22 protein-coding genes and 4 pseudogenes are annotated in these 23,381 nt (G+C 66.1%); 19 read left to right on the forward strand and 7 right to left on the reverse strand.

The window, feature by feature from the left end; genetic code table 11:
- Nucleotides 1-5: 5 nt before the first annotated feature.
- From BMW87_RS33015 to BMW87_RS33035, 5 genes are read left to right on the forward strand one after another with little or no spacing between them, the layout of a single operon-like run.
- Nucleotides 6-8,288: a non-ribosomal peptide synthetase gene (locus BMW87_RS33015; RefSeq protein ID WP_143062654.1), complete on the forward strand. Its 8,283-nt coding sequence runs from the start codon at nt 6-8 to the stop codon at nt 8,286-8,288.
- Between the two features lie 2 nt (nt 8,289-8,290).
- Nucleotides 8,291-9,241: a TauD/TfdA family dioxygenase gene (locus tag BMW87_RS33020; protein ID WP_177192906.1), complete on the forward strand. Its 951-nt coding sequence runs from the start codon at nt 8,291-8,293 to the stop codon at nt 9,239-9,241.
- A gap of 46 nt (nt 9,242-9,287) precedes the next feature.
- Nucleotides 9,288-10,232 (forward strand): TauD/TfdA family dioxygenase, encoded by a 945-nt coding sequence (locus BMW87_RS33025; RefSeq protein ID WP_093082472.1) that lies wholly within the window; start codon nt 9,288-9,290, stop codon nt 10,230-10,232.
- Nucleotides 10,232-11,401, forward strand: a complete 1,170-nt coding sequence (locus tag BMW87_RS33030) for a hypothetical protein (protein WP_093082475.1) — start codon at nt 10,232-10,234, stop codon at nt 11,399-11,401. The genes BMW87_RS33025 and BMW87_RS33030 overlap by 1 nt, the downstream gene beginning before the upstream one ends.
- A gap of 7 nt (nt 11,402-11,408) precedes the next feature.
- Entirely contained in the window at nt 11,409-12,857 is a 1,449-nt protein-coding gene (locus tag BMW87_RS33035) for an alpha/beta hydrolase family protein (RefSeq protein ID WP_093082477.1), read from the forward strand.
- On the opposite strand, the gene BMW87_RS35770 is transcribed toward BMW87_RS33035, so the two are convergent.
- Nucleotides 12,824-12,931, reverse strand: a complete 108-nt coding sequence (locus tag BMW87_RS35770) for a hypothetical protein (RefSeq protein ID WP_177192908.1) — start codon at nt 12,929-12,931, stop codon at nt 12,824-12,826. The genes BMW87_RS33035 and BMW87_RS35770 overlap by 34 nt on opposite strands.
- A gap of 33 nt (nt 12,932-12,964) precedes the next feature.
- On the opposite strand from BMW87_RS35770, the pseudogene BMW87_RS33040 reads away from it, so the two are divergent.
- Nucleotides 12,965-13,255, forward strand: a pseudogene (locus BMW87_RS33040) (2OG-Fe(II) oxygenase); the annotation flags it as partial.
- A 281-nt stretch (nt 13,256-13,536) separates the two neighbouring features.
- Here BMW87_RS33040 and BMW87_RS33045 read toward each other — a convergent pair.
- From BMW87_RS33045 to BMW87_RS33055, 3 genes and pseudogenes are all read right to left on the reverse strand, one after another.
- Nucleotides 13,537-13,764, reverse strand: a pseudogene (locus BMW87_RS33045) (TonB-dependent siderophore receptor); the annotation flags it as partial.
- 10 nt (nt 13,765-13,774) lie between these two features.
- Nucleotides 13,775-14,113, reverse strand: a complete 339-nt coding sequence (locus tag BMW87_RS33050; RefSeq protein ID WP_093082480.1) for a hypothetical protein — start codon at nt 14,111-14,113, stop codon at nt 13,775-13,777.
- Nucleotides 14,110-14,310 carry a hypothetical protein gene (locus tag BMW87_RS33055; protein WP_093082482.1) on the reverse strand — a complete coding sequence of 67 codons (201 nt, stop codon included), beginning with the start codon at nt 14,308-14,310 and terminating at the stop codon, nt 14,110-14,112. The genes BMW87_RS33050 and BMW87_RS33055 overlap by 4 nt, the downstream gene beginning before the upstream one ends.
- Nucleotides 14,311-14,567: 257 nt before the next feature.
- Here BMW87_RS33055 and BMW87_RS33060 point away from each other — a divergent pair, with 257 nt between their 5' ends.
- From BMW87_RS33060 to BMW87_RS33095, 11 genes are all read left to right on the forward strand, one after another.
- Complete coding sequence (locus tag BMW87_RS33060) at nt 14,568-15,080, forward strand: PA2169 family four-helix-bundle protein (protein WP_093082485.1); 513 nt, start codon at nt 14,568-14,570, stop codon at nt 15,078-15,080.
- A gap of 30 nt (nt 15,081-15,110) precedes the next feature.
- A complete protein-coding gene (locus BMW87_RS35260) occupies nt 15,111-15,281 on the forward strand; it encodes a hypothetical protein (protein ID WP_218149805.1) in 171 nt (56 codons plus the stop codon).
- Nucleotides 15,282-15,442: 161 nt separating this feature from the next.
- Complete coding sequence (locus BMW87_RS35775; protein WP_354337939.1) at nt 15,443-15,574, forward strand: hypothetical protein; 132 nt, start codon at nt 15,443-15,445, stop codon at nt 15,572-15,574.
- Between the two features lie 55 nt (nt 15,575-15,629).
- Nucleotides 15,630-15,938 carry a type II toxin-antitoxin system RelB family antitoxin gene (locus tag BMW87_RS33065; RefSeq protein ID WP_093082487.1) on the forward strand — a complete coding sequence of 103 codons (309 nt, stop codon included), beginning with the start codon at nt 15,630-15,632 and terminating at the stop codon, nt 15,936-15,938.
- Complete coding sequence (locus BMW87_RS33070) at nt 15,935-16,231, forward strand: type II toxin-antitoxin system RelE/ParE family toxin (protein WP_093082490.1); 297 nt, start codon at nt 15,935-15,937, stop codon at nt 16,229-16,231. Before BMW87_RS33065 ends, BMW87_RS33070 begins: the two co-directional genes overlap by 4 nt.
- 23 nt (nt 16,232-16,254) lie before the next feature.
- Nucleotides 16,255-16,551 (forward strand): hypothetical protein, encoded by a 297-nt coding sequence (locus BMW87_RS34915; protein WP_143062655.1) that lies wholly within the window; start codon nt 16,255-16,257, stop codon nt 16,549-16,551.
- Nucleotides 16,552-16,878: 327 nt separating this feature from the next.
- Nucleotides 16,879-17,430, forward strand: coding sequence for a DUF421 domain-containing protein (locus tag BMW87_RS33075; protein WP_093082492.1), 552 nt, complete (start codon nt 16,879-16,881; stop codon nt 17,428-17,430).
- 493 nt (nt 17,431-17,923) lie between these two features.
- A complete protein-coding gene (locus tag BMW87_RS33080; RefSeq protein WP_093082495.1) occupies nt 17,924-18,259 on the forward strand; it encodes a polysaccharide deacetylase family protein in 336 nt (111 codons plus the stop codon).
- Nucleotides 18,260-18,310: 51 nt separating this feature from the next.
- Nucleotides 18,311-18,748, forward strand: coding sequence for an Hsp20/alpha crystallin family protein (locus tag BMW87_RS33085; RefSeq protein WP_093082496.1), 438 nt, complete (start codon nt 18,311-18,313; stop codon nt 18,746-18,748).
- 18 nt (nt 18,749-18,766) lie between these two features.
- Nucleotides 18,767-19,177, forward strand: coding sequence for an Hsp20/alpha crystallin family protein (locus tag BMW87_RS33090; RefSeq protein ID WP_093082499.1), 411 nt, complete (start codon nt 18,767-18,769; stop codon nt 19,175-19,177).
- A gap of 207 nt (nt 19,178-19,384) precedes the next feature.
- On the forward strand, nt 19,385-19,540 hold the full coding sequence (locus BMW87_RS33095; protein ID WP_256217013.1) for a hypothetical protein: 156 nt from the start codon (nt 19,385-19,387) through the stop codon (nt 19,538-19,540).
- A gap of 93 nt (nt 19,541-19,633) precedes the next feature.
- On the opposite strand, the gene BMW87_RS35780 is transcribed toward BMW87_RS33095, so the two are convergent.
- Nucleotides 19,634-19,912, reverse strand: coding sequence for a DUF3606 domain-containing protein (locus BMW87_RS35780; protein WP_093082501.1), 279 nt, complete (start codon nt 19,910-19,912; stop codon nt 19,634-19,636).
- A 361-nt stretch (nt 19,913-20,273) separates the two neighbouring features.
- Nucleotides 20,274-20,456, reverse strand: coding sequence for a DUF3606 domain-containing protein (locus tag BMW87_RS33110; protein WP_093082506.1), 183 nt, complete (start codon nt 20,454-20,456; stop codon nt 20,274-20,276).
- Between the two features lie 464 nt (nt 20,457-20,920).
- Between BMW87_RS33110 and BMW87_RS35635 the strand changes: the two are divergent.
- A pseudogene (locus tag BMW87_RS35635) lies at nt 20,921-21,180 on the forward strand (IS110 family transposase); the annotation flags it as partial.
- Between the two features lie 71 nt (nt 21,181-21,251).
- On the opposite strand, the pseudogene BMW87_RS33120 reads toward BMW87_RS35635, so the two are convergent.
- A pseudogene (locus BMW87_RS33120) lies at nt 21,252-22,049 on the reverse strand (site-specific integrase); the annotation flags it as partial.
- 362 nt (nt 22,050-22,411) lie between these two features.
- Between BMW87_RS33120 and BMW87_RS33125 the strand changes: the two are divergent.
- Complete coding sequence (locus tag BMW87_RS33125) at nt 22,412-23,230, forward strand: NYN domain-containing protein (protein WP_093082509.1); 819 nt, start codon at nt 22,412-22,414, stop codon at nt 23,228-23,230.
- Nucleotides 23,231-23,381: the final 151 nt, after the last annotated feature.

Below are 23,381 nucleotides of genomic sequence, written 5' to 3' on the forward strand. Positions count from 1 at the left end.
CGAGCATGAAATCGCTGGATGCGCCGGCCCTGATCGGCCTGCTCGAGCAGCGCCGGTTCGAAGCGCGGATCGAGCAGGGCGAACTGGTGGTGAAGGCGCCTCGCGGCGTGCTGACCCCGGGCGTGATGGCATCGCTGAAGCTGCACAAGCAGGCGCTGTTGAGCTGGGTCGCGGCCAACGGCGAACGCGCCGCGCCGGCACCGGCGGCGCAGCAGGCGCGAATCACCCCGCAGATGTTGCCGCTGGTGCGGCTGGAGCAGGCCCAGATCGACCGCATCGTGGCCGCCACTCCGGGCGGGGCCGGCAACGTGCAGGACATCTATTCGCTGGCGCCGCTGCAGGAGGGCATCCTGTTCCATCACCTGCTGCAGCAGCAGGGCGATGCCTACCTGACCCGGCTGCTGATGGGTTTCGACAGCCGCGAGCTGCTGGACCGCTTCGTCGCCGCGATGAACGAGGTGATCGCGCGGCAGGACGTGCTGCGCACCGCGGTGCAATGGGACGGCCTGGCCGAGCCGGTGCAGGTGGTGTGGCGGCAGGCGCAGCTTGAAGTGGAGACGCTGGAGTTCGCCGACGAAGTGCAGGCGCGATTGCAGGCCCACGCCGATCCGGGGCGCTATCGCCTCGATGTGCGACAGGCGCCGATGATGCGTGGCTTTGCTGCCTTCGATGCCACCTTCGAGGCCAGTGGGCGCTGGCTGTTGCAGATGCTCTACCACCACCTGGTGATGGACCACGTGACCATGGAGCTGCTGGTGCACGAGGTCGGCCTGGTGATGCAGGACCGCCGCGCCGAACTGCCCGAGCCGGTGCCGTTCCGCAACTTCGTCGCGCAGGCACGGCTGTCCGCGCGCGAGGCCGAACACGAGCAGTTCTTCCGCGCGATGCTCGGCGACGTCGAGCAGCCGACCGCGCCCTTCGACCTGCTCGACGTGCGCGGCAACGGCAGCGATGCGGTGCAGGCGAAGCTCCGGCTCGAGCCTGCACTGTGCGCTGACGTGCGCCGGGTCGCGCGAGCGCACGGGGTCAGCCCTGCCTGCGTGTTCCACCTGGCGTGGGCGCAGGTGCTGGGGCGTTGCAGCGCGCGCGAAGACGTGGTGTTCGGCACGGTGCTGTTCGGGCGTCTGCAGGGGGGCGCTGGAGCCGATCGCGCCATGGGCATGTTCATCAATACCTTGCCGCTGCGGGTGCGACTGGATGGACGCAGCGCCGCCACCGCGCTCGAAGAGACCGCGGCCAGCCTCGCCGGATTGCTGCGCCACGAGCACGCGCCGCTGACGCTGGCCCAGCGTTGCAGCGGACTGGCCGCGAACACGCCGCTGTTCTCGGCGCTGCTGAACTATCGCCACAGCCGCGACGAGCCTGCACAAGGCGAAGAAGGCATCGCCGGCATCCGTTATCTCGACAGCCGCGACCGCACCAACTATCCGTTCGTGCTGCACGTCGACGACCATGGCGATGGTTTCTCCGTCACCGCCGAAATCGTCGAGCGCGTGGACGCCGCGCGCATCGCCGGCTGGGTGCGCGAAACCCTGGAGCATCTGAGGCACGCGCTGGACCAGGCGCAGGACACGCCGATGCACGCGATCGAGACCCTGCCGCCGGCCGAACGCGCACAGGTCCTGCAAGGCTTCAATGCCACTCACCGCGACCACAGCGGCGATGGCGAACTGGTGCATGCGCTGTTCGAGCGCCAGGCCGGGCGCGACCCGTCCGCATTGGCTTTGGAGTTCGGCACGCAGCGGCTGAGCTACGGCGAACTGGAGGCGCAGGCGAACCAGCTGGCCCGGCATCTGAGCAGTCTTGGCGTCGGCCCCGACGAGCGCGTCGCGATCTGCCTGGAGAGCGGTCCGGCGCTGGTGGTCGCGATCCTGGCTACGCTCAAGGCCGGCGGCGCGTACGTGCCGCTGGACCCCGCTCACCCTGACGAACGGCTGGCGCACATGCTCGGCGACAGCGCGTCGCGCGTGCTGCTGACGCAGGAGCGGCTGGTCGAGCGACTGCATCCACCAGCGGCTTGCGAATGCGTGCTGCTCGACGATATCGGCCAGGCGCCGTGGGCGCAGACCGCGGCGCAGCGCCCCGACCCGCATGCGCTGGGCCTGCGCGGCGAGCACCTGGCATACGTGATCTACACATCAGGATCGACCGGCCGGCCCAAGAGCGTGGCGATGCCGCATCGCGGCCTGGTCAATCTGCTGGCCTGGCAGCGCGGGGTGCTGCCGGGCGCGGCGCGCACGCTGCAATTCGCCGCACCCGGCTTCGATGTCGCGTTCCAGGAAATCTTCTCGACGCTGGCCGGCGGTGGCACCCTGGTGCTGCTGCACGAAGACTTGCGCCGAGACCTGCCCGCCCTGGCCGACTGGCTTGGCGAGCAGCACATCGAACGGCTGTTCCTGCCCTGCATCGCGCTCAACGCCCTGAGCGAGCTGTGGTCGCAGCGCGAAGCGCCGCTGCCGGCGCTGCGCGACCTGGTCGTCGCCGGCGAGCAGCTGCGCATCACGCCGGCGATCCGGCGTCTGTTCGAAGGCAGCAGCGGCTCTCGCCTGCACAACCACTACGGCCCGACCGAAAGCCACGTGGTCACCGCCCACACGCTGGTTGGCGCGGCGGAGGATTGGGACGACCTGCCGCCCATCGGCACGCCGGTCGACAACTGCCGGATGTACCTGCTCGACGCACAGCGCCGGCCAGTGCCGCGCGGTGTAGCTGGCGAGATCCACATCGCAGGCGTGCAGGTCGCGCGCGGTTACCTCAACCAGCCCGAACTGAGCGCCGAACGGTTCCTGGCCGACCCCTTCGCGGGAGACGCGCACTCGCGCATGTACCGTTCCGGCGACCTCGGCCGCTGGCGCGACGACGGCACCATCGAATACCTCGGCCGCAACGATTTCCAGGTCAAGATTCGCGGCCATCGCGTCGAGCTGGGCGAGATAGAGGCGCGTCTGAACGAACTGCCCGGCGTGCGCGAAGCCGCGGTGATCGCGCGCGAAGACGTGCCCGGCGACAAGCGCCTGGTCGCCTACATCGTGGGCGATGTGAGCGATGCGCAGGCGACAGACCCCGCCGAGCTGCGCCAGCGCCTGGCCGCGCAGTTGCCTGACTACATGCTGCCGGGCGCGTTCATGCCGCTCGAGGCCCTGCCGCTCACCCCGAACGGCAAGCTTGACCGCAAGGCCCTGCCGGTGCCGGACGGCCTGGCCTTCGTCCACCGCGCCTACGAGGCGACGATCGGCGAGATAGAGGACACGCTGGCGCAGATCTGGTGCGAGCTGCTCGGCATCGAACGCGTCGGGCGGCACGACAACTTCTTCGAGCTCGGCGGCCATTCGCTGCTCGCGATGCGTCTGATCTCGCAGTTGCGCGAGCGGCTCGGCGTCGAGCTACCGCTGCCGGTGCTGTTCACCCACCCGCAGCTGGCCGACCTCGCCCAGGACGTGGCCGAGGCAAGCCAGAACACGCTCAGCGCGATCACCCGCGCCGACCGCTCGGCGCCCTTGCCGATGTCGTTCGCGCAGCAGCGCCTGTGGTTCATCGCCCGGGTCGATCCCGAGGCAAGCAAGGCCTATCACGTGCCCGATGCGGTGCGGCTGCGCGGCCCGCTCGATGTTGCTGCGCTGCAAGCCGCGTTCGACCGCATCGTCGAACGCCACGAGGTGCTGCGCACCCGGTTCGTCGGCATCGGCGGCCAGGCGCTGCAAGTCATCGACGAAGCCCGCGGCTTCGCGCTGCAGCGCGAAGACCTGCGCGGCGCTACCGATGCCGAGCTGGAGCCGGTCCTTCGCGAAGAGGCGCTGCGTTCGTTCGACCTCGCCCTGGGGCCGCTGATTCGCGGCCGCCTGCTCGCGCTTGGCCCGGACGACCACGTGCTGCTGGTGACCATGCATCACATCGTTTCCGACGGCTGGTCGGGCGGGGTGCTGGCGAACGAGTTCTCGACGCTGTACCGCGCCTTCCGCGAAGGCCGGCCCGATCCGCTGCCGCCGCTGGCCATCCAGTACGCCGACTTCGGCATGTGGCAGCGCCAATGGCTGCAAGGGCCGCTGCTGCAGCAGCAGTTGCAGCAATGGGTGCAACAGCTGCGCGGTGCGCCGAGCTTGCTCGATCTGCCGACCGACCGGCCGCGTCCGCCGGTGCAGGACTATCGCGGCGCCAACATCGCCATCGCGCTCGAGGCCGGGCTCAGCCAGGGCCTGCGCGCGCTCGGCCAGCGCCATGGCACCACGCTGTACATGACCATGCTCGCGGCCTGGGCGGTGGTGCTGGGCCGGCTTGGCGGACAAGACCAGGTGGTGATCGGCAGCTCGCACGCCGGCCGCAGCCGCATCGAGGTCGAGCCGCTGATCGGCTTCTTCGTCAACACCCAGGCCCTGAAGATCGACCTGTCCGGCAGCCCCAGCGTGCAGGCGCTGCTGACCCGGGCGCGGCAGACCGCGGTGCAGGCGCAGAGCCTGCAGGACGTGCCGTTCGAACGGCTGGTCGAGGCGCTCAACCCGCCGCGCTCACTGGCCCACCATCCGGTGTTCCAGGTCATGCTGTCGTGGCACAACACGCCCAAGGCCGAACTCGACCTGGCCGGCCTGCAGGCGCAGAGCCTTGGCGGCGGACCCGACAGCGCGCAGTTCGAGCTGTCGCTCGAACTGCGCGAGAGCGAAGACGGCATCGGCGGCCAGCTCAACTACGCCACGGCCCTGTTCGACGAGGCCACGGTCTGCCGCCAGTGGCGCTGCCTGGAGGCGGTGCTGCGCGCGATGGTTGCCGACGACAGCCAGCAGGTCGATCGCATCGATCTACTGGATGAGCAGGAGCGCGAGGCCATCGTGGAAGGCTTCAACGAAAGCCACGTTGCTGCCGCCAGACCGGTACTGGTGCACGCGCTCATCGAAGAGCAGGCCGCGCGGCAGCCTGACGCACAGGCGATCGAGTACGCGGGTGAGGCGCTCAGCTACGCCGAGCTCAACGCCCGCGCCAACCGGCTCGCCCATCACCTGCGCGCGCTCGGCGTGAAGCCCGACGACCGCGTCGCGATCTGCGCTGAGCGCAGCCTGGAGCTTGTCGTGGCGATGCTGGGCACGCTCAAGGCCGGCGGCGCCTACGTGCCACTCGACCCGGTCTATCCGGACGAGCGCCTGGCGCACATGTTGGCCGACAGCGGTGCGGTCGTGCTGCTGACGCTGCAGCGGTTGGACGCACGGCTGCAGACGCCCGGGCGCTGCGTTCGCATGATGCTCGATGCAGAGCAGCCAGACTGGGCCGAGGCCTCGTCCAGCAACCCGGACCCGGCCGCCGTCGGCCTCACGCCCGCGCACCTGGCCTATGTGATCTACACCTCCGGCTCGACCGGCACGCCCAAGGGCGTCATGGTCGAGCACCGCAACGTGGCGTATTTCCTCCATGCAATGGAAGCCTGCATCCACGGCGTGGCACCCGATTGCCAGCGCGTGGCGTGGAACTCATCGTTCGGTTTCGACATGGCGGTCAAGGCCTGGGGGCAGCTGGCTTTCGGCCGCAGCGTGTTCCTGCTGCCCGAGGCGGCGCGGCTCGGCGCGGAGGATCTGCTCGGCTTTCTGGAGGCGCATCGCATCGAGGTGATGGAGTGCACGCCATCGCATCTGCGGCTGATGCAGGGCGCAGGCCTGCTGCAGGGGCGCGCGCCGAGCCTGCGCAAGCTGCTGCTCGGTGGCGAGGCTATCGACGCGGCCACCTGGGGCGCATTGGCTGCCGTCGACGAGCGCCTGTTCTTCAACATGTACGGCCCGACCGAGTGCAGCGTCGATGCCAGCTGCGGCGTGGTCGACGGGCGCCGTCCGCACATCGGCCAGGTCATGCCGGGCGCACGCATCTATCTGCTGGATGAGTCCGCGCAGCCGGTGCCGGTCGGCGTGGCCGGCGAGATCCACATCGGCGGCGCCGGCGTGGCGCGCGGCTACCTGGGCCGCCCTGAACTCACCGCCGAACGCTTCCTGCGCGACCCGTTCGCGGGCGACGCGCAGGCGCGCATGTACCGCACCGGCGACCTCGGCCGCTGGCGCGAGGACGGCACGCTCGAATATCTCGGCCGCAACGACTCGCAGATCAAGCTGCGCGGCTTCCGCATCGAGCTGGGCGAGATCGAAGCACGCCTGGCGCAACAGGGGTGCGTGCGCGAGGCGGCGGTGATCGCGCGCGAGGACAGCCCCGGCGACAAGCGCCTGGTCGCCTACGTGGTCGCCCATGCGGTCGATGCGGTGGACCCGGCGCAGCTGCGCGCCGGCCTGGCCGCGCATCTGCCCGAATACATGCTGCCCTCGGCCTTCGTCGCCCTCGACGCGCTTCCGTTGACGCCCAACGGCAAGCTCGACCGCAAGGCGCTGCCGGCACCGGACGGGCAGGGCCTGGCCCTGAGCCGCTACGAGCCGCCACAGGGCGAGGTGGAGTGCGCCATCGCCGCACTGTGGTCGGAACTGCTCGGGGTCGAACGCGTCGGCCGCCACGACAACTTCTTCGACCTGGGCGGCTACTCGCTGATGGTGTTCCAGGTCATCGAGGGGTTGAAGCAGAAGGGCTACGAAGTCGCGCTGCAGGACGTGCTGCTGGCGCAGCAGTTGAGCACGCTGGCGGCTTTGATCGGTAAGCCGCGCGATGGCGTTGACGTCATGGCGAACGCGCAATGGGTGACCATCCGCAAGGGCGGTTCGCGGCGTCCGCTGGTGTTCATCCACGAGCCCAGCGGCGAAGTGCTGTCTTACGAGCGGCTGGCACAACGCATCGATCCCGAGATCGGCTTGTACGGCATCCGCGCCGACCGCCATGCGGTGCATGCCGACAGTCGCTATGAAGATCTGGCCGCGGGCTATGTGCGCCTGATCCGCGAGGCGCTGCCGCAGGGGCCGTACCGCCTGGCTGGCTGGTCGGCCGGTGGCGTGCTCGCCTTCGAGGTCGCGCAGCAACTGCTCGCACTGGGCGAGCGGGTCGAGTTCCTCGGTTTGATCGACAGCTGGCACCGCGGCGAGGGCGAGCGCGGCATCTCCGAACTGGGCTTGCACGACAGGAAGCTGCTGCTGGTGGCCTTCGCCGAGTACTACGGGCGCAAGCTGCAGGCGGCCGAGATCGCGCGGATCCTCGCCACCGAAGACCTGCCTGGGGCGATTGCGCTGGCGCGTGGCGAAGGGTGGCTGAAGAAGGACATGAGCCCGGCCGAGTTCGAAGCACGCGCCATGCTCTGGTTCAACCTGCGCGCCGCGGCGCATCGCTATTACGCACAGCCGCTGGAGATCGATACGCATCTGTTCGCGGCCCAGCCGGCTGATGCGGGTGATGCGGGCGATCCGTCCAACGGCTGGAGCGGGTTGCTGGGCAATCGCCTGCAGGTGCATCCTGTAGGCGGCGACCACTGGAGCATCATGATGGACGCAGAGCGCGCCGGCCGGGTCGGCGGCGCGATCGCTTCTGTGCTGGCCCGCCTCGACGGCATGGCGCCGAAGCCGGGCGGCAGTGCCCGCTCGCCCGCACCGGGCGCGGCAGTGACCATCCGCACCGGCAATGCGCAAACGCGCAAGGTGTTCTGCCTGCCGGGCGCAGGCGCCAACGCCACTTCGTTCCTCGACTTTGCTGCGCGCAGCCCCGGCGACGCCGGCTTCATCGGCCTGGAAGCGCCCGCGCCGCTCGGCCGCGATGGCGAACCGCCGACGCTGCAGGAGGCGGCGCGGCGCTATGTCGATACGATCCGCAGCCTGCAGCCGGAGGGGCCTTATCACCTTGTCGGCCATTCGTTCGGCGGCTGGGTCGCGCTGGAGGCGGCCAGGCAGTTGACAGAGGCCGGCGTCACGGTCGCGCCGGTGGTGCTGGTCGACACCCAGGCACCGCGAGCAGAGGGGCACGGTGATCGCGGCTACGCATTGCGCGAGTACCTGGCGTTGATCGAACTGCAAAGCGAGCAGGAGCACGGGCTCGATGCCGACACGCTGGCCGAGCTGCCACCCACCGAACAGGCGCGGCCGATCTTCGAGGCGATGCGCCGCGGCCGGCTGCTGCCGGCCAATGCGCGGCTCGAAGACTTCGTGCCCGTGCTGGAGATGTTCTGCCGCCAGTGCGCGATCGGCTATCGGCCACAGGGTGCGTTCGGCGGCCTGGCGTTGCTGCTGCGCGCCGTTCCCGGCGAAGCCGTCGATCTCGACGCCTGGCGCCAGCACGAGCCGCAACTGCGCAGCTTCGATGTGCCCGGCAGTGACCACCTGTCGATCCTCAAGCCGCCGCACGTCGATCGCGTGATCGAGATCGTCGGCCGCCACTGGTACCTGGGGCGATGAGCATGAGCGAGACCGATGAAAGCATCGGCAGCGGCTTTCCGCATTGCATCCATGCCGACTCCGCTCTGGCCGGGCGCGGCGCGGCGGAAGCCGGGGCCTGGTTCGCACAGACGATGCCGCGGCTAGAGCCGGTGCTGCTGCGTGCCGGTGCGCTGCTGTTTCGAGGCTTCCCCCTGCGCGAGGCCGAAGACTTCCGTCGCGCGGTTGCGGCGATGGCGCCGCAGCTGCGCGGCTATGCAGGCGGCACTTCGCCGCGCAGCCAGGTGGCTGAAGGCATCTACACCTCGACCGAATATCCGAAGCAATTGGAGATTCCGCTGCACAACGAGATGTCGTACAGCGCGCGCTGGCCGCAGCGGCTGTACTTCTTCTGCGCGACCGCGCCGCAGACCGGCGGCGAAACGCCGTTGGCCGACTCGCGGCGCATCCTGCAGGCAATGCCGGCGCCTATCGTCGAGGAGTTCGAGCGCCGCCAGCTGATGTACGTGCGCAACCTGGCGCCGGCGCAATCGCGCTACAACGCTTGGAGCAAGGCCTTCGAGACGCAGGACCGCGAGCGGGTCGAGGCCTGGTGCCGCGACATGGACATCGGCTGCGAATGGCAGCCTAGCGGCGGCCTGCGCATTCACGAGCGGCGGCCGGCCACGCGCCTGCATCCGCTGACTGGCGAGCGGGTCTGGTTCAACCAGGTGCACCTGTTCCACGCCTCCAACACACCGATGGCCAGCACGGTCGATGCGCGCATCGAGGCCGGCCTGCCGATGGCGGCGTACTACGGCGACGGCGGCCGGATCGACAACGCCACCCTGGCCAGCGTGCGCGAGGTGCTGCGCGCGCAGCGGCGTACTTTTCGTTGGCAGCAGGGCGATCTGCTGGTGGTCGACAACGTGCTGGCGGCGCACGGGCGACTGCCGTTCGACGGCGCGCGGCGGATTCTCGTGGCCATGTCCTGAACAGTGCCGCTCGCTCCTCTTTCCAAACCCATCGCAAACCGAGCCCATGCAAATCACCTCTGCTTCGCGCGAACCGCTCGCGCCCTGGATACGCCAACACCGCGAGCGCATCGACGAAGCGCTGTGGAGCGACGGCCACGTGCTGTTCCGCGATTTTGACGTCGGCGGCCTCGACGGCTTCGAGGCCTCCGCCGCCTCGGCCTGCGACGCGCTGTACAGGCACTACGGCGACCTGCCATTGGCCAGCGCCAGCGAGAACGTCTACTTCGCGACGCCGTACCCCAGGCACCTGGAGATCCGCTTCCACAACGAGGCTTCGCATACCCAGACCTGGCCATCGCGCCAGTTGTTCTTCTGCCTGGAGCCGGCGTCCGAAGGGGGTGAGTGGACCCTGTCGGACGGGCGCAAGGTCATCGAGTGCCTGCCTGCAGAAATGCTCGATCGGTTCCGCGAACTGGGTCTGGTCTACCGGCGCCGCTTCATCCGTGGCCTGGATGCCTCGTGGGAGCAGTTCTTCAAGGTCGGCAGCCTGCAGGAACTGCGCGAGAAGATCGCGCCGACCGGGCACGAGATCGACGCGATTTCGGAGAACGACCTGACCGTGTCGTACCGCACCCACGCGCTGCTGCAGATTCCAGAGCGCGACACAGAGGCATGGTTCAACCAGATCCTGCTGCACCACCCCGACGCGCTGCCAACCGAAGTCGATGCCCTGCTGAGCAAGCACTTCCGGCGCGACCAGTTTCCGCGCACGGTGTTCTTCGGCGACGGCAGCCCGATTCCGGCCGGGTGGGTGCGCACCATCGACCGGGTGCTGACCGAATGTTCGATCAGCATCCAGACCCAGGCCCACGACGTGCTGCTGGTCAACAACCTGCTGATGGCCCACGGGCGCCTGCCGTACAGCGGCAACCGCCAGGTTCGCGTTGCCCTGGGCGACATGCGCGACCACGCCGCGGCCACCGCTGCCGCCATGAAGGAGCCGGCATGATGAAACGCCAGCACGTCGTCAGCGACTTCTTTCCCGAGGCCGAGGCCATGCGCACGGCCTACGACGGCAAGGTCAAGAATGCCTACAGGCAGACCGTGCATTGGCAATACTTCTGCGAGCCGCAGATGTACACCTACCTGCGCACGGTGCCGCAGCAGGTGTTTCCCGAGGCGCTGTGGGCGCGCTTCGACCAGCACCTGAAGCAGTGGTGCATCGACCACGTCGGCCTGATTCCGACCGGCGCGCCGAACCTGCACCTGATGGTCAACGGCTGCACCCTGGGCCTGCACACCGACTTCCACAACGGCACCTGCGGCTTCGTCTACTCGCTCACGCGCTGGCAGACCCGCAAGTTCTCCGGCGGCGAAACCCTGCTGATGCGCGACGGCGTGCCGAGCTACAAGAAGCACCACGTGCAGGGCGAGGTGCTGTACGAGCTGGTGCCGGCGCAGTTCAACCAGCTGCTGCTGTTCGACGACCGCATCGTCCATGGCACCCCGACCATCGAGGGCAGCATGGACCCGCTGGAAGGGCGCATCGCACTGGTCGGCCACCTGCGCGCCACCTCGCCGGTGGTAACCGGACCGCTCGACGCCGCTGCCGCGCGCAAGATGGTGTTCGAGTTCCATCGCTCGCTTGCCGAACCGGTTGGGCCGTTCAAGGAAGTGCAGGGCGTGATGAGCTTTCGCATGGCTGTGACAGCAGACGGCAGCGTGGAGTCGGTCGATGTGCTGACCGACAACTTCGTCACCGTGCAAAGCGGCTACGAGGCCAACGACGAAGTCGCCGCAGCCCGGGCGCTGGTGCTCGATGCCGCCGCCGGGCTGCGCTTTCCTGGCGCGCGCGGGCCGTCGAAGGTCATCGCCGCGGTGCTGCTGCCGCTGCCGGACCTGCGGCCCATCGAGATATCCATACCGCACGCCGGGCGCCCGGCCAGGCTGCAGGAGTCCCTGAAGGCGCAGTTGAAGGAAGGCGAGGCGCTGGGCTTCAGGATCGACGTGCAGGGCGACAGCTTTGCGGTGCGCGAGCCGCTGGCCGGCACGATCCGCATCGAGAGCAATCGCATCGTCGCCTCGTTCGATCCGCCGATGTGGGTGCCCTCGCAGCGCGAACAATTCCAGGCCGGGCTGAGCGAGAAGCTGGGCATGCTCGCCAGGTACGGCGGCTGAGCTGGCGATGTCAGCACTGGATGGCGCGATCGTCCTGGTCGCAGTTGGCCTGGCCCTGGTCGCGGTGGCGACGAGGCGGGTCGGCGCGCGCGTCATCGTCGCTGTGCTGGCGGCGTTGTTGGTCGCCTGCCTCGTTCAGGTGTGGCGCGAGGGCTTCTACTGGCAGTACGTTGCCATCTACGCATTGCTTGCAGGGCTGGCGGTGCTGGCCTGGAGGCGTCGTGGGCCGCCGCCACGGCGGAGCGCGCTCGCATGGCTGGGGCGCTGTGGTGTGGCGGGGCTCGCCGCAGTTGCGTTGCTCGCGTGGAGTTTCGTGCCGGTGCCTGAGCTGCCCGCGCCAGGCGGACCTTATGCGGTCGGCAGCGAGGTATTCCGATGGATCGACAGCGATCGCGACGAAGCCGCGACCGCCGACCCGCACGATCACCGCAACGTCGTGGTCCAGGCCTGGTATCCGGCCGTTCCCGCCGTTCCCGGCGAGGGCGCTGGGTCGCGCTACATCGACGGCCTCGGCAGCTTGCCGACGTACGTTTCGCTGATACCTGGCCTGGTGATGCAGCGCTACGACCGCATCGACACCCATGCCCGCGCCAACGCGCCGGTGGCCACGCAACAGGCGCGCTGGCCGGTGGTGCTGTTCTCGCCGGGCTACGGCGCGTCGCGTGCGTTCTACTCCGGGCTGCTTGCCGATCTGGCCAGCCGCGGTTTCGTCGTGCTCGCGCTGGACCATCCCTACGAAGCCCCTGTGGTGGAGCTGGCCAATGGCCGCCTTGCGACACCGATTGAGCGCTTCCTGCCGGACGACCCCGACCGCACGCGCTACATGGGCGCACAGCAGGCGGTGCGGGCAGCGGACCTGCGCTACGTCGTCGATCAGATCGGCCGGCCGGGCGCGTTCGGTCCGCGGCTGTCGCAGCGGCTCGATCCGCAACGCATTGCCGCGATCGGCCATTCCTTCGGCGGCGCTAGCGCTGTCGAGGCGGCGATGAGCGACACTCGCATCCGAGCAGCCGCCAACCTCGACGGCACCCTGTACGGCCGCGCGGCCAGCGACCCGATGCCGGTGCCGTTCCTGCTGCTGGAAAGCGACCACCGCGAGACCCGGCATTCGCAGAACTATCTGCAGGGCAACGCCGCTCTTGAACAGCACTTGCGCGCCGGTGGCTACCGCTACCAGATCGCCGAGGCCAATCACTACAGTTTTACCGACGTGCCGCTGTACCTGTCTGGCCCGGTGCGTTTCGCGCTGGCCGCATTGATCGGCGGGTCGCGCGGCCCCGCCGGGAGCCAGGCTGCCAGCAACGATGTGTTGGCGGCGTTCCTGAGTGGCCCCTTGCGGGACGCGCCCGGCGACGTTGCCGCGGCGGCGAGGCGGCATCCGGGGGCGAGTGGCGGAGTGTCGAGCCGGGAGCGTTCAAGAGCTCAGGTATCGCTCCATTTGCAAAGCAGGTTGTGATACGTGCCCACCAGCGTGCGGCGCGCCGATTCGTCGGCACCGCTCTGGTTCAGGCGCTGGACCGCGTTGTCCATGTCGAACAGCAATGCGCGGTCGCCTGCGTCCGCAAGCTGCGCACCGACCTGTCGGCCACGCTCTTCCTGTCGGACGCCGACAGCTACGACGGCGGCGAACTGCAGATGGAAGACACGCACGGCATGCAGACCGTGAAGCTCGCAGCCGGCGACATGGTGCTCTACCCCGCCACCAGCCTGCACCAAGTGACGCCCATCACGCGCGGCGTGCGGCTCGCGTGCTTCTTCTGGGTGCAGAGCCTCGTGCGCGACGGTGCGAGGGTCGATGCGCACGCCGCCGTCTACGTGCAGGCCGAAGCGCATGCCTTCGCTGTAGCGGTTGAACATCGGCGGGTACAGCGGGTTGGGCAGCGCCGCGCTGATGAAGGTCGGATGGCGTTCGAGCGCGCTCGCCACGATGGCCTGGCATTCGTGCGCCACCGCCGAGCCTTCGTCGATCTGCTGGTTGAACTTGACCGGCGCGCCCTGGTGTCCCGCGGTGACGCGGCCGTCGACCCAGGCGTCGCCGGCCGCATCGAGGCGCGCGCGAACTGCCGCGAGCGCTTCGCGGTCGAGGACGCCGGGAATGCAGACCAGCATGTTGTGTCGAATGCTCCTGGGGAAACTCAGAGCCGGTAGGTGAGCGACAGCGTGGCGGCGCGACCCGAGCCCGGCACCGCACGGCCGCCGTCCGATGGGATCAGCGCGTCGGCGTCATGGCGGTTGGCCAGGTTGAACAGGTTCAGCCGGAGGTCGTACTTGGGTTGATGGTAAGCCACCATCGCATCCAGCTGGGCATAGCCGCCGACCTGCACGAGGTCGGTGTTGTTGGCAAAGCGCTTCGCTCTGTAGGTGGTGCGCAGCCTATGGCAGCGTGTTGACGATGATGCGCAGCACCTCGATCCGCTGTGGCAGTTCGATCAGGAACTCCGCGTCGCGCGGCAGGTGATGGACCACGTTCGGGTCACCGCCGGTGAACTCGCTCATTGAGGGGATGTCGGGCCAGTAGGAGGTCGTCACGAACTCGGTTTCGGCTGCACGGTCTTCCCGGAACAACTGCACCGCGAGGGCGGTCTTGCGCAGCGGAGGAATGCCTTCCGCCAGCAGGTAGCGCTCGTAGGCGTCGGCCTTGCCCGGCGCAACCCGGCCACGCCAGATGCGCGCGATCCTGGGTTCTGTCGATGAGCGATGATCCTGCGTCATGAGAGGCCTCCGCGCCGCGACCGGATCTGCTGGTTGCCGCCGCCGACGTGGCTCTCGCGATCGTGCCTGCTCTCGGGCGTACGGCGTGGCTCATTGCGAGGGGTGGGTTCCTGATGGCCGGCCTTGTTGTGTTCGGAAGAAGGTTTGCCGGCGTCGCGTTCGTCGCTGTCGTGCTTGCGGGTGGTCGAGTCCGTCATCGCTGGTCCTTGGTCGGGTTCGAAAGCCTCTTTCTCATCCCACGCGATGCCCCGCCCTGTGGGAAGAGACCGATTCCGGGCGTCGTCCATGCCTCGCGGGGTGCGAACTTCCAGCTTGTCTTCGGACAAGGCTTGCAACCGTCATCGCGTCGAGACGACAGAGTGCGCGCCGGATCTTGCCAACCATGAGGCTCATTGCGGTTTTCCTTCCCGGACCGACCGGCCTTCGCAGTGACCGACTCTTCATAGAGCAACTCATGGCCAGCGATATCAGCGCAATCTCCACCGCTGCAGAAGCGGTGTCGAACGATCAGATGGTCGACGTTCTGAACCAACTTCTGGGGAACTCGCGCGACCGCCAGTATGGCTTCCGTGCATGCGCGAAAGAAGCGGACTCGGCGCCACTCAGGAAGGTTTTTCAAAGCCGCGCATCGAAGTGCGCCAGCGCGGCATCCGAACTTGCCGGGCTCATCTGGCAGTTCGGCGGCAAGCCCAGAGACGGCGGTACCGTCGGCGGTGCGATGCATCGCGGCTGGGTGCACGCGAAGGGATTTGTCGGCGCCGACAGTTCGGCGTCGACGCTCGAGGAATACGAACGCGGCGAGGACGCTGCTGTCGTGCGCTACCGCAAGGCACTCGAGGAGGACTTGCCTGCCAGCGTGCGCGCCATAGTGCAGCGCCAAGCCGAGGGCGCCCGGCGCAACGGTGACCAGATCAAGGCGCTGCGGGAGACCGCTCGGGCGACCGGCAAGGCCAGTTCTGAGCTCTGAGACGTTCCGGTATATGGAGAGGAGCGCGCAATGACACATCCCATGCAAGCAGCCCCCCGGCCACCGTTCGACACGCCCAGGCAATCGCCGCCGGGACTGGAGTCGGCAATGATTCCGCGCCCGGATTTCGGCGAATCCTCTTACGTTGGATCCGGCAAGCACTCGGGCAAGTCCGCCCTGATGGATAAATCGGAAACCTGAAGAGAATCAACTACTTAGAAGAGCTCGTGTGCATTGCGTGTGCACTCGTTTTTCGCGGGTGGCCTCTATCTGGAAGTCTCAGCCTCGGGTTCTCACCGATGGTTTTGGAAGTTCAGGATTGAGGGGTCGAGAAGAAATTCGCCTTGGGCTCCTATCCCGACGTGAGCCTTGCGGCTGCGGGAAAGGCGCGTGACGCTGCCAAAGCCCAGAAGGCTTTCGGAATCAATCCCATAACCCTCCGACACCCGCTGCTGCATTCCCCCATCAGGCGCTGGGCCCAAGCACGCCGTTAATGTCATTCAGTTGAATTACAATGAATCTGTTTGTTCTCTGACTTGGAGGTCCATCATGGTCGCAAACGCATTGGTACAGACCCGCATCGACGCTGAGGTGAAGGAGCGTGCCACCGCAGTGCTCGACAACATCGGCCTCACCGTCTCGGATGTGATGAGGATCGTTCTGACACGCGTGGCCAAGGAGGGCGCATTGCCGGCGGGGTTTACCGTCGACGCTGCGGCCCATGATGCTTGGTTCCGAACCAAGGTGCAGGAGGCTTTGGATGATCCACGCCCGGCCGTCCCGCACGAGAAAGTTGAAACGCATTTCGCCAAGCGTCGAGCAGCCGCGCTGCTCAAAGTGGATGAAGGTGAGGCGTGAGGCTGGAGTGGTCGCCGTTGGCGATGGATGACCGAGAGCGGATTTTCGACTTCATCGAGCAGGACGACCCGCGCGCGGCGATTGCGGTGGACGAGCGCATCGCCACGCAAGTGCTGGTGCTGTCGCAATTTCCAGAGGGCGGGCGTCCAGGGCGCATCGAAGGGACGCGCGAGTTGATCGTTCGCCGCACACCGTACATCGTGGCCTACTGGGTTGGAAAGGATCACGTTCGTATCCTGCGTATTCTCCATAGCGCGCAGTTGTGGCCTGGCGAATTGACAGACCTGCTGTGAAGAGGGGGTAGGCGCGGACAGCCATGCCACTTCCCGCCCGCGTTGTCTGCATTGAATTGTTGGTTTTCGTACTACGCAACAGTATGGACGGCCATAAGCAGCGCGAACGGCCGGTGCCGCTGGCGGTCACGCGCTTTCGACGATCCCATGACGATCGGCAAGCCCCGTTAACTCAAAAGCAGAGCCAGCTTGACGCAGGTTCCATGTGGCTTGGCAGGCTCATGCTGCGCTATGCGTATGTGAGGCGGCTTCTGCAATTTTGCGGGCTCAATTTTTCCTCCGGCACGTCGGCGAATGTCGCTGAAGACGGACTCTGCTGACCTTCAACTGGTACGCCCGATGGCGGGCAGGTCAGCTGAGCCCCATTAACTTGGGTCGAGTCCAAAGATGACGCGCGACACGACGTCGCTGCGGCCGGGCGTCGCGTCGGCTGGCGCACGCCCTGGCACGGGTGGCTTCTTCGTCGGTGCTCCACATCTCCGCCGCCTACAAGCTACCGAAGCCCTCGCCGACACTGCACCAATGCTGTTCGTTCTAGGTTGAGCACCGACTCGCAGAAGGTCTCTCTCGATGAGGCTGATCGTTGCAGCCACGCCCGCGTGGGATGCCTAGCGACCCTCGTCATTCGTTCCAGGACGACACGAAGCATGAGTGAAATCGCTGATCTTTTCGCCCGCGAATTTCCCGTGTGGCACATGGTGGTGCGCGGCACGGTCGTGTACTGGTTCCTCCTCCTCGTGTTCCGCTTCGTGCTGCGCCGTGACATCGGCTCGATGGGCGTGGCCGACCTGCTCTTCGTTGTACTGGTCGCGGATGCATCGAGCAACGCGATGCAGGGCGAATACAAGTCCGTCGATGATGGGCTGGTGTTGCTCGCGACGCTGGTCGCGTGGAACTTTGCGCTGGACTGGCTGAGTTTTCGCTTCGAGCCGGTCGCCCATTTTCTGGAGCCGCCCGCCGAAGTGCTCATTCGCAATGGTCGGCTGAATCGGCGTGCCCTCAAGCGCGGGATGATCAGGACGGACGAGCTGCGCGGCAAGCTGCGCGAGCAAGGTGTAGCTGATTTTTCGGAGGTGCGCGTCGCTAGACTGGAAAGCGATGGCACTCTCAGCGTGTTCAAGAGGACGAAGAACAAGAATGACGACGAAGCCGCCAATCGCCATCGACCACCAGAGGCCTCGAAGCCCCCAGTTCAATGAAGCAGCTTGTGGACTGGCTCGTCGCCAAGAGGTGGAGTTCTTCGTTAGCAAGTGGCCGCCCGGACGCTGGTCGTCGTTTTCCATGCGCCGGTGATAACCCGCGAAATCCGCGTAGTGCCTTGCTTGAGCAGCAAAGTCCCTTCGATGCCGGCATCACTGTGCTGCTGTGGGCATCGTTGAGTCGAGGCCTCTCTCCGTTGTGAAGCACCGTAGCCGCCGACGTGGCACCAGGGAGCACGCATCGTATTTTCAAAACGTAGGATCTATCCGACACGCAGAGTCCAGGACCGTGTCTTAAATTTCGGCTCCTGCGGAGCTATCCGCAGGCTTGCTGTAAACCTCCGCCCGGCCCTCTGCGGCCGGGCTTTTTTTAAGCGCGCCGCGGGCTCGGCGAGCCGATGCTGGATGTCGAAATTTCCCTCTTGAAATCGCGCAAGGGCTCTCCTATCTTCTCTTCCGTCGGAAATTGGTCAACCGAAAAGGAGGTATTGAAATGACCATGAACTTGCTCAAGCAAATCGCCGGCTCTCGCCTGCCCGTTACGTTCTATCGCGCCGAGGACATCGACCAGGTCAGGATTCTGCGGGCCGCCGGGCTCGTCGTCGCCCTGGTGCCATCGCCCTCGAATCCGCTCTCCATGGCCGGACCCGCCTCGGCGGCGCAGGTGCTGGCCATCACCCAGAAGGGACGGGAGGAACTGGCGAAATTCAACTATCCGGAATCGCGCCCTCCGCGCTGGCGAAGCCGCTCGCCGCGCATCACCGCATGGCGCCGTCCGGATGCCGGCGGCCCTTCACGGGAGGCCAGCTCGCATCGCCTGCCTCAGTGAGGATCTCGGCCCATCTCTCGTTTACTTCATTCAAGATTTGGAGATTCGAACATGTACCGATCATTCTTTCCGCGCGACATGCTTGCAGAAATGGATCGCCTACAGCGGGACATGCAGCAGGCGTTCGACCTGGCGCCCACCATCCGTGGCTACGGCAGCAATGGATTTCCTGCATTGAATGTCGGCGCCACGCCGCAGACGGTGGAGATCTATGCGTTTGCGCCGGGCATCGATCCGGCGACGCTGGAGGTCCACCTCGAACGCGGCCTTCTGACCATCGCGGGCGAACGCAAGAGCGTGTTGCCCGAGGGGGATGCGAAAGCAGCAGTTCACATCAATGAGCGCTTCGACGGCCAATTCCGCCGGATGCTTACGCTGCCCGACGATGCCGACCCAGAGGCGGTTGACGCCAAGCTGCGCGACGGCGTGCTGCGCATTACCGTTCGCCGTCGTGCGTCGGCTCAGCCGCGTCGCATTGCTGTCCAATGAGCCAAGGAGACGAACACCATGAGCAAAGACATTCAGACCCGTTCGCCTGATGCGCCCGAAAGCGCCGACCCGAAGCAGGAGACGCCGCGCTATGGCAACGCGGCATTGACCCCACCTGTCGACGTGGTCGAAGACTCGGGTGGCATCACCCTCTACGCGGACCTGCCGGGCGTCTCGCGCGAGAAGCTGAATCTTCATGTCGAGGCGGAGACCCTGACCATCGAGGCCGAGTCGAGCTTGACGGTGCCTGACGGCCTGAAGACCAGTCACACCGAGGTGGGGCTCGGGAGGTTCCGTCGCGTGTTCACGCTCAGCAAGGAGCTGGACACGGAGAAGGTGTCGGCCGAGCTCACGCAAGGCGTGTTGAAGCTGCGGATTCCCAAAGCCGAGCATGCGAAGCCCAGGCGGATCGACGTTAGTTTGGCTTGAGGGGTGCGTCGATGAGCGTGCAGCCGACACGGCTGCACGCATCGCGCGGTGTATGTGCCTCTACGGACCAAACGGGGGCGGGGGCGCTCCCGCCCGTGCATTGGCCGACTGAGCGCTATCGGGGGGGCAATAGGGCGACCGAGCAGGTGTGTGCGTGCGTCCAACGACAGCGCCTGGTTCATCTCAACTTAAGGAGGCGCAACGGCGATGCCGATGAATTTCCTGCGGCGCATTGAGGATGCGTCGTTTCCCCTGGTCATCCACGAAGAGAGCGACATTGAGTGCGCGGCCGTCTTGGCCGCTGCCGACCTTGTCGAGGCGAATCTCGCTGAGGCGGGCGATGGCACCGGCCGGGGGGAGTGATTTTGCGCATCACGCCACGGGGTAGGTCAGAGTTGAACAGGCTGCGCGCAGACTTGGAGTGAAGGCGCGCGCGCCGCGCAGCGGTGTGCCCTGTCAACGCTCTGAAGATTGCGATGCCGGCCAGTGCGGCAGGCGTATATCAGGTGCCGTCGTTGGAAGGATCGGCTGATCGGGCGCGTTCGGCTCGATGCCTTTAGGCGGTGTCCGGCTGTTGAGCGCGTCGAGGTAAGCCCTGACGCGGTCGAGAGAGCTTCCCACAGCCCGGACTGCGATTCGAAGTTCCGCAACCGTGCACCCCAGACGCGTCGCCCATGCTTTTGCGTCGGCCGCCGTGGCTGCGGAGATGTTTATCGTCTTCGTACGGCGAGTCATATTGGCGACGTCAACAAACGGTTACGAGAGTGGGCCGCGACGGACATACCAGGCGAGCTTTCGCCAGGTGCACAGCAGGGCGTAGAGAGCCATCGCGATACCTCCTAAGCGCCATCGCTCCCGACCGGGGATGCTTCTTCGTGGTCACTCGAAGCTCGCGGGCCAATGCGTTCGTCGGGGACATATCTCAACAGCGCCTTCGTGCCAGCCTGGAGTGCGTCGAGCCACATGTCACAGGGCTCGTTCGCTGACTCGAGTTCGCCCCACTGCGAGGCGTCGTTGCCTTCTTCCATGAGCACCCAATAGAAGCGCCGAGGTTCCGGCTCCTCGACGTGGATCGAGATCCGGCGGATTGGAGACATCACTTTTCTTTCCCCGAGAGGTACTTTCGCACCGCGTCGGCGGAGTTGCCGACCGCTTTCACGGCGTCTCGCAGTTGAGTCTCGGTGCAGCCCAGTGATTCGGTCCATGAGCGCACCTCGTGCGGTTCGCCGAGGTTAACGAGCTTGCGATCAAGGCCGGTCTTCTTCGGGTCGTCTGCCATACGTTGGATCTCCATGAAAGCCGGCACCGCGCCAGCCAGAACTCACAGAGTGTCCTCAAGGAGAAGCGACGGACATCTCCAAAATGCGCTATTGGTTGACGGCATCTTTCCTACGCATGGGAGCTCGCTGAGCGAGCGCGAACTCGAGGTGGAGGCCGAAAAGAATCAGCATTTCCATCGGGACATTTCTTCAAAGCACGTGCGAAGCTCGGCACTGGCGCGTCAATGAACGAGCCGCACGAATGGACGCCTGCTCAGCTTTTCTTTGGCATCGGCATGCATACAGCACCCAAGCGCGCACCTCTCCACGAAGCATGCATCGCTCAGGCGGGGAACGGATCGTGGGACTGATCAGACGCATGCGGAAATCGGTGCTGCAGTGTTACCTTGCAGTTCCGGCTGGTGTGGAAACCGGTCGCAATATCTGATGGCGGAAGCGCCGGCCTGTGGTTTTGCGCAGTTAAGCGATCTGGACGGCGTGCCAGCAGCCCGGCATGCGCTTCGTTCCCGTCAAGACCGAGGCTCAGCAGATTGTGCTGTCGCTGCACCGGCTGCGCGCGCAACTCATGAAGACCCGCATCATGCAGACGAACGAACTTCGGGGGGCTGCTCTCTGAGTTCGGCATCGTGCTGCCGGAAGGTCAACGCGGCACTGCTCAAAGCATTGCCTGACGCCATGTGCGATGCGAAGACCCGGCTGCCAGCGATGCTCATGGATAGCCTGGGGCCGGTCGGTAAATCGAGCGAAGGTGGAATGTGCTTTGGCTTGACGCCGCGCAGGTGCTCTGGCCTCAGATGGGTGTATCGCTTGAGCATCTTCCAGTCCTTGTGCCCGGTCACAAGCGCAGCTTGTTCGATGGTGAACCCGGCCTCGAAGAGACGACTGGCTGCTTCGTGCCGCAGATCATGGAACTTGAGGTCCTTGATCCTCAATTCCTTGCAGGCCCGCCGGAAAGCGGTCCCGACAGAGCGCCCGTTGTACGGAAAGACCAGGCTGCTGTTCCCGGAGAACGGTTTCTGCTCCTCGAGAATGGCCCAGGCATCGAAGCCGGTGACATCGAGCAGCGGCACTTTCTGGTCGTTGCCGTTCTTGTCTCGTGGGTCTTTCCGGTCACGCACGATCACGGTACGGGCCTTGGCGTCGATGTCCTCCCATCGGATGCGGCAGATCTCGTCCTGGCGCATCGCGGTGGCGACCGCGAACCGCATGATTCGCCCCAGGGGGATGATCTGCCGTGAATTGCTAGAGAAGTAGTCGGCAAGCGCCTGCAGTTCGCCGAGGGTAGGGCGGCGGTCGCGTTCCCGCCCCTTGCCGACCAGGCCCAGGCGCTTGAGCGCGATGCGAGCCAGATCGATGGTCTCTACCGGAACGCGAACCCCGTGAACGGCCGCGGCGTGAGAAACTACCAGCTTGATGTAGCCGATGTCCATGCTGATGGTGACGGGACCGGCGCCTTCCTTGGCGCGGTCCTTGCCGAACTGGATGAGCCGCTCGCGCGTGACGTCCTTCAGCTTCAGCTTGCCCAGCTTCGTCTTGAGCGCATCGAGGGTGAAGGCCTTGGAGCGCCGAGGCGCTCGCAGCACTTCCTTCATGTCGGTGATGGATAAATCGGAAACCTGAGGAAAATCAACTACTTAGAAGAGCTCGTGTGCATTGCGTGTGCACTAGTTTTTGACAAATCCGATGTGTTCTTCGATTACCTGCATGGGGTGCAAGGGAGCGGGGGGCGAATCCTTTCACACGCAGCCCACTTGGAGACCTGATGCCACCTGTGTGATGACCCCCTCAGTGCACGCCAAGGCCTCGACGCCTGCGCATGCAAGTGGAAGGGGGCGAGACTCGCGTAGCGAGCTTGATGCGCCACGATAGCGCGGCTGGCCATGGGCACTTGATCGGAGACGCCTGGAATCAGCTAGCGTTGAGGAAACTCAATCCCAGAAATATACAAATCCGGATGAGCACCATTCCTACCATAGCAGAGACACGCGTGGCCGTCCTGGTCGATTGCGACAACGTGCCTTCGGACATCCTCGAGCACGCGTTGCGCATGGCGGCGCAGTTCGGCCGCGTCGTGCTGCGCCGGGGCTACGGCAATCAAGGTACGCTGGCCCACAAATGGCAGGACGCCCTGGTGCGACTGGCCTTCACCCCTTGCCTGCAGTACCAGTACGCCGCCGGCAAGAACACCGCCGACATCGCACTGGCCCTGGATGCCCTCGAAGCTCTCTTCGACCAACGGGCCGATACGTTCTGCCTGGTCACCAGCGACTCCGACTTTGCCTATCTGTGCCGCAAGCTGCGCGAGCGCGGCGCTACCGTCTGCATTGTCGGTGAGCCCAAGACACCTGACGCGCTGCGCAATGCCAGCGACCAGTTCTTCGAATGGGTGCGCCCGGAGCTGACAGTGGAAGCTCCTTTCGAAACCATACTCAAAGCCACGGCAAAAGCGGAGTCGGCCAAAGTCGAGCCTCCGAAACCGGAGGTACCCAAGCCGGCCGTCAAGCGGCGGCCGCGCTTCCTGATCGACGCTGTGTCGCTCTTGGCCAGCGACACCTCCGAAGGCAAGGTCGGACTGGGTGCCCTCGGCCAGTACCTCAAGCGCACCGACCCTGCCTTTTCGCCGCAGACCTACGGCCACTCCGGTCTGCTGAACATGGTCAAGACCTACGACCTGCTATCCGCTCGGCAGGAGGAGGGTGGGCACTGGTCGGTGAGCCTGGTGCCCAAGGGCGAAGCCACCGGAGAAGCCGACGATGACGCGCCGAGCGCATAGTGTGCACGGTCCTAAAAGGACTGCAGCGTCGACACGGAAGGCACGTCCTTCGATAAGATCGGCCAGCATGGTGTAGGCATCCTTGCCATTCGGTTCACTCCGATGGCGATGGCCGACGGTATGCACTGCCCCCGTCGGCCCGTGGCTTCGA

Source organism: Variovorax sp. OV084, from assembly GCF_900111625.1.
Lineage (GTDB): Bacteria > Pseudomonadota > Gammaproteobacteria > Burkholderiales > Burkholderiaceae_C > Variovorax.

What these genes read in the sequence shown, in the direction of transcription:
- BMW87_RS34915 (WP_143062655.1), top strand. Translation starts at nt 16,255, where the DNA reads ATGCCACTTCCCGCCCGCGTTGTCTGCATTGAATTGTTGGTTTTCGTA.
- BMW87_RS33090 (WP_093082499.1), top strand. Translation starts at nt 18,767, where the DNA reads ATGAGCAAAGACATTCAGACCCGTTCGCCTGATGCGCCCGAAAGCGCC.
- BMW87_RS33025 (WP_093082472.1), top strand. Translation starts at nt 9,288, where the DNA reads ATGCAAATCACCTCTGCTTCGCGCGAACCGCTCGCGCCCTGGATACGC.
- BMW87_RS33085 (WP_093082496.1), top strand. Translation starts at nt 18,311, where the DNA reads ATGTACCGATCATTCTTTCCGCGCGACATGCTTGCAGAAATGGATCGC.
- BMW87_RS35780 (WP_093082501.1), bottom strand. Translation starts at nt 19,912, where the DNA reads ATGACTCGCCGTACGAAGACGATAAACATCTCCGCAGCCACGGCGGCC.
- BMW87_RS35770 (WP_177192908.1), bottom strand. Translation starts at nt 12,931, where the DNA reads ATGGACAACGCGGTCCAGCGCCTGAACCAGAGCGGTGCCGACGAATCG.
- BMW87_RS33060 (WP_093082485.1), top strand. Translation starts at nt 14,568, where the DNA reads ATGGCCAGCGATATCAGCGCAATCTCCACCGCTGCAGAAGCGGTGTCG.
- BMW87_RS33095 (WP_256217013.1), top strand. Translation starts at nt 19,385, where the DNA reads ATGCCGATGAATTTCCTGCGGCGCATTGAGGATGCGTCGTTTCCCCTG.
- BMW87_RS33110 (WP_093082506.1), bottom strand. Translation starts at nt 20,456, where the DNA reads ATGGCAGACGACCCGAAGAAGACCGGCCTTGATCGCAAGCTCGTTAAC.
- BMW87_RS33080 (WP_093082495.1), top strand. Translation starts at nt 17,924, where the DNA reads ATGACCATGAACTTGCTCAAGCAAATCGCCGGCTCTCGCCTGCCCGTT.
- BMW87_RS33065 (WP_093082487.1), top strand. Translation starts at nt 15,630, where the DNA reads ATGGTCGCAAACGCATTGGTACAGACCCGCATCGACGCTGAGGTGAAG.
- BMW87_RS33035 (WP_093082477.1), top strand. Translation starts at nt 11,409, where the DNA reads ATGTCAGCACTGGATGGCGCGATCGTCCTGGTCGCAGTTGGCCTGGCC.
- BMW87_RS33030 (WP_093082475.1), top strand. Translation starts at nt 10,232, where the DNA reads ATGAAACGCCAGCACGTCGTCAGCGACTTCTTTCCCGAGGCCGAGGCC.
- BMW87_RS33020 (WP_177192906.1), top strand. Translation starts at nt 8,291, where the DNA reads ATGAGCGAGACCGATGAAAGCATCGGCAGCGGCTTTCCGCATTGCATC.
- BMW87_RS33075 (WP_093082492.1), top strand. Translation starts at nt 16,879, where the DNA reads ATGAGTGAAATCGCTGATCTTTTCGCCCGCGAATTTCCCGTGTGGCAC.
- BMW87_RS35260 (WP_218149805.1), top strand. Translation starts at nt 15,111, where the DNA reads ATGACACATCCCATGCAAGCAGCCCCCCGGCCACCGTTCGACACGCCC.
- BMW87_RS33050 (WP_093082480.1), bottom strand. Translation starts at nt 14,113, where the DNA reads ATGACGCAGGATCATCGCTCATCGACAGAACCCAGGATCGCGCGCATC.
- BMW87_RS33125 (WP_093082509.1), top strand. Translation starts at nt 22,412, where the DNA reads ATGAGCACCATTCCTACCATAGCAGAGACACGCGTGGCCGTCCTGGTC.
- BMW87_RS33015 (WP_143062654.1), top strand. Translation starts at nt 6, where the DNA reads ATGAAATCGCTGGATGCGCCGGCCCTGATCGGCCTGCTCGAGCAGCGC.
- BMW87_RS33055 (WP_093082482.1), bottom strand. Translation starts at nt 14,310, where the DNA reads ATGACGGACTCGACCACCCGCAAGCACGACAGCGACGAACGCGACGCC.